The following is a 12,134-nucleotide window of genomic DNA, read 5'->3' on the forward strand; positions in this document are numbered from 1 at the left end:
TCAGATGTCGGCCAAGCATTCGACAGAGAGCGCCACCGTGGCGGCGCCGGCCCCGGCAGCACAGCACGGGTTCTTCGTCCGCCTCTACACCGGCACCGGTGCGTTCGAGGTCATCGGTAAGCGCAAGCTCTGGTACGGCGTCAGCGGCGCCATCGTGGCCATCTCGCTGCTCGCCATGCTGGTGCGTGGCTTCACCTTCGGCATCGACTTCGAGGGCGGCACCAAGGTCTCGATGCCGGTGGACGGCGCCAAGGGGCAGGCCACCACCGAACAGGTCGAGACCGTGTTCGGCGACGCGTTGGGCAAACCGCCGGAGACCGTGGTCATCGTGGGCAACGGCCCGTCGGCCACGGTGCAGATCCGCACCGAGACGCTGACGAACGAGCAGACCGAGAAGCTGCGTGTCGCGCTGTTCGACGCGTTCGAGCCCAAGGGCGCCGACGGCCAGCCGAGCAAGCTCGCCATCAGCGACTCGGCGGTGTCCTCGACGTGGGGCGGCCAGATCACCCAGAAGGCGCTCATCGCGCTCGTGGTGTTCCTGGTGCTCGTCTCCATCTACATCACGGTGCGTTACGAGCGGTACATGGCCATGGCGGCGCTGGCCGCGATGTTCTTCGACCTGATCGTCACCGCGGGCGTCTATGCGCTGGTCGGTTTCGAGGTCACCCCGGCCACCGTGATCGGTCTGCTCACCATCCTGGGCTTCTCCATCTACGACACCGTCATCGTGTTCGACAAGGTGGAGGAGAACACCGCGGGCTTCGAGCACACCACCCGGCGTACCTTCGCCGAGCAGGCCAACCTGGCGGTCAACCAGACCTTCATGCGTTCGATCAACACCAGCCTCATCTCGGCGCTGCCGATCATCGCGTTGATGGTGATCGCGGTGTGGCTGCTGGGCGTGGGCACGCTGCAGGACCTGGCGTTGGTGCAGTTGGTCGGCGTTCTGGTCGGTACCTACTCCTCGATCTACTTCGCCACCCCCTTGCTGGTGAGCCTGCGGGAGCGCACCGAGCTGGTGAGCAAGCACACCAAGCGGGTGCTGCGCCGCCGCGCCGCTGCCGCGGCCAAGACCGGATCGGACGCCGAACCCGACGACACCGACACCGTCGACGCCGACGAGGATGTCGCCGGCGCCGCGGCCGAGGTCCCGGTGAGCACGGCGGCACCCGCGGGTCCGGCGCCGGACAAGCCGGCGCCCGGGGCGCGCCCCATCCGGCCCAACCGACCGTCGGGCAAACGGCGGCCGTAGTGCCGAGCGTGCGAGGCGCCCGCAGCACTGCGTCCGTAGCGGCCAGCGTGTCGCTGTCGGCGGCGCTGGTCCTGGCGGGCTGCTCGGCAGGATCGGACAACGTCGTCGACTATGCGGTCGACGGCACACTGATCACCTACAACACCAACTCGGTGGCCGGTGCCGCCTCCGGCGGGCCGCAGGCCTTCGCCCGGGTGCTCACCGGGTTCACCTACCGCGGCCCGGACGGCCAGATCGTCAGCGACCGCGACTACGGCACGGTCTCGGTGGTCGGTCGCGCCCCGCTGGTGCTCGACTACGAGATCAACGCCGACGCCGTCTACTCCGACGGCAAACCGATCACCTGCGATGACATGGTGCTGACCTGGGCGGCGCAGTCCGGGCGGTTCCCGGCCTTCGACGCGGCCAGCAGCGCGGGGTACCGCGACATCGCCACCGTCGACTGCGTTCCGGGGCAGAAGAAGGCGCGGGTGTCCTTCGCGCCGGACCGCGGCGTGGTGGACTACGGCCAGCTGTTCGGGGCGACCTCGCTGATGCCGTCCCATGTGCTCGCCGACGAACTGGACCTCGGCGAGGGCGGTGTCACCGCCGCGATCCAGACCAGCGATGTGGGCAACCTGGAACGCATCGCGCGGGCCTGGAACTCCAGCTGGGAGCTGAATCCCGACACCGACACCAAGCGGCTGCCGTCCTCCGGCCCCTACAAGGTCGATTCGGTGACCGAGGACGGTGCGGTGGTCCTGGTGGCCAACGACAAGTGGTGGGGCGCCAAACCGCTGGCGTCGCGGGTGACGGTGTGGGCCCGCGGGGCCGATATCCAGGACCGGGTCAACGACGGTTCCTTCGATGTCGTGGACATCGCGACCGGGTCCTCGGGCACGCTCAACCTGCCGGCCGGTTACTCCCGTACCGATACCCCGTCGGCGGGGATCGAGCAGCTGATCTATGCCGCGCAGGGACCGATGGCCGCGCAGCCGGCCCGCCGCGCCCTGTCGCTGTGCACCCCACGGGACACCATCGCCCGCAATGCGCAGGTGCCGGTGGCCAACGCCCGGCTCAGCCCGACCGCCGAGGACGCCCTGTCGGCCGCCGAAAGCGCCGGGGAAGCGGGGCAGTTCACCGTCGCCGACGTCGACGGCGCCCGCGCGGCACTGGAGAACCGGCCGTTGACCGTCCGGATCGGCTATCAGAGCCCGAACCCCAGGCTGGCCGCCACTGTCGGGGCCATCGCCCAGGCGTGCGAGCCCGCGGGGATCACCGTGACCGAGGCGGCCGGCGAGGACGTCGGCCCGCTCAGTCTGCGCGACAACACGATCGACGTGCTGATCGCCAGCACCGGCGGTGCCCCGGGCAGCGGCTCGACCGGTTCGGCGGCGCTGGACGCCTACGATCTGCACACCGGCAACGGCAACAATCTGTCCGGCTACAGCAATGAGCGCATCGACGGCATCATCGACGCCCTCGCGGTGACCGCGGACCCCAAGGAGCTGGCCCGGTTGCTGGCGGAGAGCGGGCCGATTCTGTGGGCCGACGTCCCGACGTTGCCGCTGTACCGCCAGCAGCGCACCTTGTTGACCTCCAAGCGGGTGACCGCGGTGAGCAGTAACCCGACACGATGGGGAGCAGGATGGAACATGGACCGTTGGACACTGTCGTGATGCCGGGTCTGTCGTGAGCGCTCGCGCCGAGGCCGCCAGGCTGATCAACGCACTGACCCGGCACGTGGACGACTTCCCGATCCTCGGGGTCGGCTTCAAGGATCTGACCCCGGTGCTCGCCGACCCGCGCGGCTTGGCGGTCGTCACCGACGCGCTGGCCGAGGAGGCCGACGGTGTCGATCTGGTCGCCGGTCTGGATGCGCGGGGTTTTCTGCTCGGCGCCGCGGTGGCACTGAAGCTGGGCACCGGTGTGCTGGCCGTGCGTAAGGGCGGCAAGCTGCCGCCCCCGGTGCATGCCGTGCAGTACGAGCTGGAATACGGTTCGGCGACGCTGGAGATCCCGGCCGACGGAATTGATCTGGTCGACCGCAGCGTTCTGGTGATCGATGATGTGCTGGCGACCGGCGGCACGCTGTCCGCGGCGGCGCAGTTGCTCGGCAAGGCCGGTGCCCAGGTCGTGGGTGCGGCGGTGGTTCTGGAGCTGCTCGAGCTGAACGGCCGCGCCGCGGTACAACCACTGCAGGTCACCAGCCTGATCACCAGCTGAGGGGGATATCCTCGAAGTCCGAAGGCTAGGAGGTGGGCATGGCAGACGAATCCGGCAGTGGTCAGGTCGTCGCGTCCCCGAGCACGGGCGAGAACGCAGCGCCGGACACCTCGAAGACCAGCGCGTCGCGCCGGGTCCGGGCCAGGCTGGCCCGACGGATGACCTCCCAGCGCAGCCTGGTCAACCCGGTTCTCGAGCCGCTGGTCGCCGTGCACCGGCAGTTCCATCCGAAGGCCGATCTGGCCATCCTGCAGCGCGCCTACGATGTCGCCGAGCAGCGGCACGCCGACCAGTTGCGCCGCTCCGGGGACCCCTACATCACCCACCCACTGGCGGTGGCGAACATCCTGGCCGAGCTCGGCATGGACACCACTACGCTGGTGGCGGCGCTGCTGCACGACACCGTCGAGGACACCGGCTACTCGCTGGAGGCGCTGACCGAGGACTTCGGCAGCGAGGTCGGGCATCTGGTCGACGGCGTCACCAAGCTGGACAAGGTCGCGCTCGGCAGCGCCGCCGAGGGCGAGACCATCCGTAAGATGATCATCGCGATGGCCCGCGACCCGCGGGTGCTGGTGATCAAGGTCGCCGACCGGTTGCACAACATGCGCACCATGCGGTTCCTGCCGCCGGAGAAACAGGCCCGCAAGGCCCGCGAGACGCTGGAAGTCATTGCGCCGCTGGCGCACCGGCTCGGCATGGCGACGGTGAAATGGGAGCTGGAGGATCTGTCGTTCGCGATCCTGCACCCCAAGCGCTACGAGGAGATCGTGCGACTGGTGGCCGACCGGGCCCCGTCGCGGGACACCTACCTGGCCCGGGTGCGGGCCGAGATCGGTTCCTCGCTGGCGGCGATGAAGATCAACGCCTCGGTGGAGGGCCGGCCCAAGCATTACTGGTCGATCTATCAGAAGATGATCGTCAAGGGCCGCGACTTCGACGACATCCACGACCTGGTCGGTGTCCGGATCCTGTGCCACGACATGCGGGACTGTTACGCCGCGGTGGGCGTCGTGCATTCGTTGTGGCAGCCGATGGCGGGCCGGTTCAAGGACTACATCGCTCAGCCGCGCTACGGGGTGTACCAGTCGTTGCACACCACGGTGATCGGGCCGGAAGGCAAGCCGCTGGAGGTGCAGATCCGCACCAACGAGATGCACGACACCGCCGAGTTCGGTATCGCGGCGCACTGGCGGTACAAGGAAGCCAAGGGCCGCAACGGGCTACCGGCGGGGCACACCTCTGCCGAGATCGACGAGATGGCCTGGATGCGTCAACTCCTCGACTGGCAGCGGGAAGCCGCCGACCCCGGGGAGTTCCTGGAGTCGCTGCGTTACGACCTTGCGGTGCAGGAGATCTTCGTCTTCACGCCCAAGGGCGATGTCGTCACCCTGCCGACCGGATCCACCCCGGTGGACTTCGCCTACGCGGTGCACACCGAGGTCGGGCACCGCTGTATCGGGGCCCGGGTCAACCACCGCCTGGTGGCGCTTGAGCGCAAGCTCGAAAACGGGGACCAGGTCGAGGTTTTCACCTCGAAGGCCGCCAACGCCGGACCGTCGCGCGACTGGCAGACCTTCGTGGTATCGCCGCGCGCGAAGGCCAAGATCCGGCAGTGGTTCGCCAAGGAACGCCGCGAAGAGGCACTGGAGGCCGGCAAGGACGCCATCGTCCGGGAGGTGCGTCGCGGCGGGCTTCCGTTGCAGCGGTTGATGAACGCCGAGTCCATCACCGCACTGGCGCGTGAACTGCACTACGCCGACGTGTCCGCCCTCTACACCGCGGTCGGTGAGGGGCACACCTCGGCCCGGCACGTCGTGCAGCGGCTGCTGGCCCAACTCGGCGGGGACGAAGAGGCCGAAGACGAGATCGCCGAGCGGTCCACCCCGGCGACGATGCCGGTGCGCCAACGCACGAATGACGATGTCGGCGTGTCGGTTCCGGGTGCGGTCGGGGTGCTGACCAAGCTGGCCAAGTGCTGCACCCCGGTGCCCGGTGACGCGATCATGGGGTTCGTCACGCGCGGCGGCGGTGTCAGCGTGCACCGTACCGATTGCACGAATGCGGAGTCCCTGCAGGAACAGTCCGAACGGATCATCGAGGTGCACTGGGCGCCGTCCCCGTCGTCGGTGTTCCTGGTGGCGATCCAGGTGGAGGCGTTGGACCGGCACCGGTTGCTCTCCGATGTCACCCGGGTGCTCGCCGACGAGAAGGTGAACATCCTGTCGGCCTCGGTGACCACGTCCAACGACCGGGTCGCGATCAGCCGGTTCACCTTCGAGATGGGCGACCCGAAGCACCTCGGTCATGTGCTCAACGTGGTGCGCAACGTGGAGGGCGTGTACGACGTGTACCGGGTGACGTCCGCGGCGTAGCCGCCCGAGCCCGGGTGGGATAATTCGCCAATGCGTAAAGCGTTCCTGGTCGCCGTCGCGGCGCTTGCCCTGTCCGTCGCCGGATGCGGATCCACCATCAAGCCCGAAGGCGCCGCCCAGGCGGTCACCGATCTGGTGTCCAAGGAGACCGGGTTCACCCCGACCGACACCACCTGCCCGAGCGGGATCAAGGCCGAGATCGGTGCCGAATTCGACTGCAAGTTCACCGGTCCGGACGGCAACTACGTCGCGCACGTACGGGTGGTCAAGGTCAACGGCGAGGATCTGGACTTCTACATTCAGTCCCAGCTGGAGGGCTGAACCGCTGCCGAGCCGACCGCCCGGACGAAGTTGTCGGCGAATAGTCGCGGCACCACATGGCCGAGCAGCGACCGCACGGCCGGGCTGTCCGGGCGGGCCAGGGCGCGATGGCCTCCAGGGTGGTTGCCGCCAAACCATTTTCGTCGATCAGCGCGGCCGCCGCGTGCGTATCATCGGCTGCGGTGCGCTCCCGAACCAGGAAACCGGAGGTATTCATGACGTCCACTGAATCGACCACCTGCGCGATCGTCGGGGGCGGGCCGGCGGGAATGGTGCTGGGGCTGTTGCTGGCCCGGGCCGGGGTCGAGGTGACCGTGTTCGAGAAGCACCCGGATTTCTTCCGGGACTTCCGCGGCGACACCGTGCACCCGGTGACGTTGACCCTGCTCGAAGACCTCGGTCTGCACCCGAAGTTCGCGGCCCTGCCGCACAGCGAGATCGAGAAGGCCGAGTTCGAACTCGGGGGACGCATGGTGACCGCCGCGGATTTCCGGCGCCTCAACGTGCCCCACCCGATGCTCGCGCTGGTGCCGCAATGGGATCTGCTCAACCTGCTGGCCGAGGCGGGCAAGGAGGAACCCAGCTTCACGCTGCGGATGAACACGCCCGTCACCGGCCTGCTGCGCGAGGGGGAGGTGGTCACCGGGGTGCGCTATCAGGGCGAGGACGGGCCCGCGGAGTTGCGTGCCGACCTCACCGTGGCGTGTGACGGGCGGACCTCGACACTGCGGGCCGCGGCCGGTCTGATCCCGAAGGAGTTCCCGGTACCCTTCGACGTCGGGTGGTTCCGGCTCGATGCCGTCACGACAATCAAATACCAACTGACGCCCCGTATTTCGGATGACCTCGCGCTGGTGTTGATCCCACGCGAGGGCTACTTCCAGGCCGGTTGCTTCCTACCGAAGGGCGGCGAGGGGCAACTGCACGCACGTGGCCTGGACACCTTCCGTACCCGGGTCGCCGAACTCGTGCCGGAGGCCACGGTGGGGTCCTTGACGTCCTGGGATGCCGTCAAGGTGCTCGATGTGAAGGTGAACCGGCTGTCCACCTGGCACCGGCCCGGACTGCTGTGCATCGGCGATGCCGCGCATGCGATGTCCCCGGTCGGCGGCGTCGGGATCAACCTCGCGGTCGCCGACGCGGTGGCCGCGGCGGGCATCCTCGCGCAGCCGCTGCTGGACCGCGACATCACCGAGGCCGAGCTGGCGGCCGTGCAGAAGCGCCGGGAACTGCCGGCCGTCATCACCCAGAGCGTGCAACGCCTCGCCCATCGGGCGATGCGGCGGGTACTGCTCGGCGGCCGGGTAATGACCCCGCCGCGGTGGCTGGCCGCCGCCGCGGGGGCGCTGCTGGACCGGGTCCCGGCGCTCGCCGTGATCCCGGCCTACGCCATCGGTGTCGGTGTGCGGCCCGAGCGCGCACCGGACTTCGCGCGCCGGCCGGCCCCGGTGGTGGATCGCTAGCGGCTAGCGCACCCGCACCGATCTGATGGTGACCGGCTCGGCCGGCTCACCGTCGTCGCTGCCGTCCTGTACACCGCTGTCGGCGATCCGGTCCAGCACCCTCAGCCCGGCGGCGTCGATGGTGCCGAAAACCGTGTAGGTGGGCGGTAACCGGGAGTCCTCGTAGACCAGGAAGAACTGGCTGCCGTTGGTGCCCGGGCCGGCGTTGGCCATCGCCAGGGTGCCGCGCGGGTAGAGCACCGGACTCTTCATTGCGGGATCGGTCAGCCGGTACTGGTTGGTCGGGTACTCGTTCGGGAACTGGTAGCCCGGCCCGCCCTTGCCGGTGCCCGACGGGTCACCGCACTGCAGCACCCCGAGGTCGGAGCCGGTGCTGAGCCGGTGACATCCGGTGGCGTCGAAGAAGCCCTGCGCGGCCAGGCTGGCGAAGTTGTTCACCGTGCACGGCGCCTGCGCATTGTTCAACTCCAGCCCGATGACACCGCGGTCGGTGACGATCTCGGCGTCGATGGTCGCCGGTGTGGTGGGCACCTTGCCCATCCGGGGCGGCTTCACCGGCTTGGCGGCCTTCTCCGGGGTGCTCAGGTACTGGCAGTTGGAGCCCAGGGTGGCCGGCGGCTTGAACGTCGGCAGTTCGGGCGTCACCCCGCCGGGCTGGGCGGTGTAGCCCGGCCGGGACGGGGGCAGCTGGCGGACCTCCTCGACGATCGCGCGGGTCAGCACGAACGTGAAGATCAGCACCAGGGTGCCCAGCACGGTGAGCAGGTACCCGATGACCAGGCCGGCGATCGCCAGCCCGCGACCGTCCTCACCGGAGCGCTTGATCTGGTACAGCGAGATGTGTCCGAACACGACGCCCAGCGGCGCGATCAGGAAGGCACAGATCAGCGACGCGATGGCCAGCGGGTTGGTGGGCCTGGCCGGGGGCGGATAGCCGTAGGGGTAACCCGGCGGGTAGTACCCGTAGGGCGGGACGCTCATCGACTCAGTCCAGCTGGATCTGCTTCACCAGCACCTTGGTGGCCGGGGGACCGTCCTGGCCACCACCCTGCACACCGGCGCCGGCGATCTTGTCCAGCGTCGCCAGACCGGTGTCGTCGATGGTGCCGAACACGGTGTAGTTGGGCGGCAGCTGCGAATCCCGGTACACCAGGAAGAACTGGCTGCCGTTGGTGCCGGGGCCGGCGTTGGCCATGGCCACGGTGCCGCGCGGGTACACCACCGGCTGCTGCAGCGCCGGGTTGTCCGGCTGGTACTGGTTGGTCGGGTACTCGTTGGCGAACTGGTAGCCCGGGCCGCCGGTGCCCTTGCCGGTCGGGTCACCACACTGCAGGACCGACAGGCTCTCGCTGGTGGTGAGCCGGTGGCATTCGGTGTCGTTGAAGTAACCCTGCCCGGCCAGGCTGGCGAAGCTGTTGGTGGTGCACGGCGCCTTCGCGTTGTCCAGCATCAGACCGAGGTTGCCCTGATCGGTCTCCATGCTGACGCTGATCTCGGCCTCGTCCATCGGGATCTTGCCGGTGCGCGGCGGGTTGACCTTCTTGCTGGCCTGGCCCGCGGCCGGGTACTGGCAGTCCGAGCCGAGCCCGGCCGGCGCCACGAACTCGGGCAGCCTGCCGTCGGCGGCGGGCTGCTCCGCGCCGGGCTCGGCGCTGGTCGTGGTGGACGCCAGTGCGGTGTCCGTGGAGTCCTTCTTGGTGACGATGACCGTGGTCACCACGGCCGCGACGACCACGAGGACGCCGACGACCGAGGCGATGATCGTGATCAGACGCTGCCGCTTGGCGCGCTCGGCTCGGCGTTCCAGCTGCCGGTCGAGCTTGCGTTTGGCTGCTGCGCGTCGCTGTTCGTTGGTCGGCACCGCCGCTGTCCTCCTCAGATCTGCGCAGCATCGGCCGCGCGTTCGCGTCGGCAACGAGTGTGCCAGGCCCAACTGAGTACAAGGCGTGCGACCCGCGGGTCCAGAACCGGTCGTGGGAAACTTGACCGGTGTTGATCACCGGATTCCCGGCGGGGGTGCTGGCGTGCAACTGCTACGTGCTGGCACCACGGGCAGGGGCCGACGCCGTCATCGTCGACCCCGGGCAGTCGGCGTTCGGCCGGTTGCGGGCGCTTCTCGACGAACACCGGCTGACCCCGGCCGGGGTGCTGCTCACACACGGCCACCTCGACCACATGTGGTCGGCGCAGAAGGTGGCCGACACCTATGGCTGCCCGGTGTACATCCATCCGCAGGACCGGCTGATGCTCACCGACCCGATCAAGGGCATCGGGCCTTCTGGGGTGTGGGCGGGGCTCGGGCGCCTTGCTCTGGCTCCGTTGTTCCGGGAGCCGCGCCAGGTCGTCGAGCTGGAGCAGGACGGCCAGCTGCTGGACGTCGGCGTCCCGGTGGTCGTCGACCACACGCCGGGGCACACGCTGGGGTCGGTCTGCTTCCGGGTCCCCGGCGGGCCGGGGGCCGGTATGGCCCTCACCGGCGACACCCTGTTCAAGGGGTCGGTGGGCCGCACCGACCTGTTCGGTGGCAGCGGCCGGGATCTGATGAACTCGATCGTGACAAAACTGTTGGTGCTCGGCGACGACACCGTGGTCCTGCCGGGCCACGGTGAGAAAACCACCATCGGCGTCGAACGCCGCACCAACCCGTTCCTCGAAGGACTGACATTGTGAGTGGATACCGTGGCTGAATCCTTCAAGGCGCCCAAGGGCGTGCCGGACTACTTCCCGCCGGATTCCGCGGCGTTCGTCGCGGTGCGCGACGGCCTGCTGGGTGCGGCCCGGCGCGCGGGCTACGGCGATGTCGAACTGCCGATCTTCGAGGACACCGCGCTGTTCGCGCGTGGGGTCGGCGAGTCCACCGACGTGGTCAGCAAGGAGATGTACACCTTCGCCGACCGCGGTGAGCGTTCGGTCACGCTGCGTCCGGAGGGCACCGCCGGCGTGATGCGTGCGGTGATCGAACACGGGCTCGATCGCGGGCAGCTGCCGGTCAAGCTCTGCTATGCGGGCCCGTTCTTCCGCTACGAACGCCCGCAGGCCGGCCGCTACCGCCAGCTGCAGCAGGTCGGTGTGGAGGCCATCGGGGTGGATGACCCCGCGCTGGACGCCGAGGTGATCGCCGTCGCCGACGCCGGCTTCCGGTCGCTGGGCCTGGACGGTTTCCGGTTGGAGATCACCTCCCTCGGTGATGACACCTGCCGCCCGCAGTACCGGGAGTTGTTGCAGGAGTTCCTGTTCAAGCTCGACCTCGACGAAGAGACCCGGCGCCGCGCGGAGATCAACCCGCTGCGGGTGCTCGACGACAAGCGGCCCGCGGTGCGGGAGATGACCGCCGATGCGCCGCTGATGCTCGATCACCTCTCCGATGTGGCCAAGGCGCATTTCGACACCGTGCTGGCCCACCTGGACGCGCTCAAGGTGCCCTATGTGGTCAACCCGCGGATGGTGCGTGGGCTGGACTACTACACCAAGACGACGTTCGAATTCGTGCACGACGGCCTCGGCGCGCAGTCCGGCATCGGCGGGGGCGGTCGCTATGACGGGCTGATGAGTCAGCTCGGCGGCCAGGACCTGTCGGGCATCGGATTCGGGCTCGGCGTGGACCGCACACTGCTGGCGCTGCGGGCCGAGGGTAAGGCCGTGGGCCCGACGAACCGGGTGGACGTGTACGGCGTGCCGCTGGGGGAGTCGGCCAAGCTGGAACTGGCCAAGCTGGCAACGGCCCTGCGCGCCAACGGTGTCCGGGTGGACCTGGCCTACGGCGATCGCAGCCTGAAGGCATCGATGCGCGGCGCGGACCGGTCCGGGGCGTCGCTGGCGCTGGTGGCCGGTGACCGTGATGTGGACGCGGGCACCGTCGGCGTCAAGAACCTCGGCACCGGTGAACAGGTCGACGTCGCGATCGATGCCGTAGTCGCCGAGGTGCTGTCCCGGCTCGCCTGACCGGTCAGGAGGTGGTCTCGCCGAACACGGCGGTGGACAGCACCGCGTCCATCCCGTGGATGCGTCCGCCGAACGGGTTGCCGCGCTTGAGCACATAGGTGCCGTCGGGGGTGATGGCCACCAGTTTCGGCGCACTGGAGCCGATCTGCACCCGTCGTTCGAAGCGCACCTGTTCGAGTTGGCCGACGACCTCTCCGCCGCGGTCGCGGTAGGTGCCGTCCTTGCGGTCGAACACGGCCACCGGTACGAAGTCGCTCAGCGGTGCGGACCGGATCCGGCGCAGGGAGCGCAGTGTGTAGAGCAGTGCGGCGGCCGCGGCCAGACCGACGGCCAAGATCACCAACCCCAGCAGCAGCGGTGGGTTGTCGTCGGCGCTGCGGACCGACATCGCGATGGACACGATGCCGAACCCGCCGAACACGACGGTGAAGATCAGCAGTACGGAGGCGGTGACCTGGGTGAGCCCACTGCCGCGGTCGATCACCATGATGTGCGGTCCGTCCTCGGCGACCACCAGACCGCCCTGTTCGGCGATGACCCGTGGCTGTCCCGGTGACGTCATGACAACACTCTAGG

General features: G+C 69.0%; 11 protein-coding genes. 8 read left to right on the forward strand and 3 right to left on the reverse strand.

Features of this window, described 5'->3' with window-relative positions; all coding sequences use genetic code 11:
• Positions 1–4: 4 nt before the first annotated feature.
• From secF to K0O62_RS12930, 6 genes are all read left to right on the forward strand, one after another.
• Positions 5–1,252, forward strand: a complete 1,248-nt coding sequence (gene secF, locus K0O62_RS12905; RefSeq protein ID WP_073854494.1) for a protein translocase subunit SecF — start codon at positions 5–7, stop codon at positions 1,250–1,252.
• 47 nt (positions 1,253–1,299) lie between these two features.
• A complete protein-coding gene (locus K0O62_RS12910) occupies positions 1,300–2,910 on the forward strand; it encodes an ABC transporter substrate-binding protein (RefSeq protein ID WP_234799977.1) in 1,611 nt (536 codons plus the stop codon).
• Between the two features lie 13 nt (positions 2,911–2,923).
• A complete protein-coding gene (locus K0O62_RS12915) occupies positions 2,924–3,457 on the forward strand; it encodes an adenine phosphoribosyltransferase (protein ID WP_073854498.1) in 534 nt (177 codons plus the stop codon).
• Between the two features lie 38 nt (positions 3,458–3,495).
• Positions 3,496–5,832, forward strand: coding sequence for a RelA/SpoT family protein (locus K0O62_RS12920; RefSeq protein ID WP_073854500.1), 2,337 nt, complete (start codon positions 3,496–3,498; stop codon positions 5,830–5,832).
• Between the two features lie 30 nt (positions 5,833–5,862).
• Entirely contained in the window at positions 5,863–6,153 is a 291-nt protein-coding gene (locus K0O62_RS12925) for a DUF4333 domain-containing protein (protein WP_073854502.1), read from the forward strand.
• A 215-nt stretch (positions 6,154–6,368) separates the two neighbouring features.
• Positions 6,369–7,616: an FAD-dependent oxidoreductase gene (locus tag K0O62_RS12930; protein ID WP_073854504.1), complete on the forward strand. Its 1,248-nt coding sequence runs from the start codon at positions 6,369–6,371 to the stop codon at positions 7,614–7,616.
• 3 nt (positions 7,617–7,619) lie between these two features.
• Here K0O62_RS12930 and K0O62_RS12935 read toward each other — a convergent pair whose 3' ends face one another.
• Both K0O62_RS12935 and K0O62_RS12940 read right to left on the reverse strand, forming a co-directional pair.
• Positions 7,620–8,597 carry a peptidylprolyl isomerase gene (locus K0O62_RS12935; protein ID WP_073854506.1) on the reverse strand — a complete coding sequence of 326 codons (978 nt, stop codon included), beginning with the start codon at positions 8,595–8,597 and terminating at the stop codon, positions 7,620–7,622.
• Between the two features lie 4 nt (positions 8,598–8,601).
• The gene (locus K0O62_RS12940; RefSeq protein WP_073854508.1) at positions 8,602–9,477 is read right to left on the reverse strand and encodes a peptidylprolyl isomerase; all 876 of its coding nucleotides are present in this window, start codon (positions 9,475–9,477) and stop codon (positions 8,602–8,604) included.
• A 128-nt stretch (positions 9,478–9,605) separates the two neighbouring features.
• Here K0O62_RS12940 and K0O62_RS12945 point away from each other — a divergent pair, with 128 nt between their 5' ends.
• Together K0O62_RS12945 and hisS are read left to right on the forward strand one after the other, a co-directional pair.
• Positions 9,606–10,286 (forward strand): MBL fold metallo-hydrolase, encoded by a 681-nt coding sequence (locus tag K0O62_RS12945; protein WP_073854510.1) that lies wholly within the window; start codon positions 9,606–9,608, stop codon positions 10,284–10,286.
• Positions 10,287–10,295: 9 nt separating this feature from the next.
• Complete coding sequence (gene hisS / locus K0O62_RS12950) at positions 10,296–11,558, forward strand: histidine--tRNA ligase (protein WP_073855272.1); 1,263 nt, start codon at positions 10,296–10,298, stop codon at positions 11,556–11,558.
• A gap of 4 nt (positions 11,559–11,562) precedes the next feature.
• Here hisS and K0O62_RS28650 read toward each other — a convergent pair whose 3' ends face one another.
• Positions 11,563–12,120: a hypothetical protein gene (locus K0O62_RS28650; protein WP_234799978.1), complete on the reverse strand. Its 558-nt coding sequence runs from the start codon at positions 12,118–12,120 to the stop codon at positions 11,563–11,565.
• Between the last annotated feature and the right edge of the window lie 14 nt (positions 12,121–12,134).

The organism is Mycolicibacterium diernhoferi (assembly GCF_019456655.1).
Classification (GTDB): domain Bacteria; phylum Actinomycetota; class Actinomycetes; order Mycobacteriales; family Mycobacteriaceae; genus Mycobacterium; species Mycobacterium diernhoferi.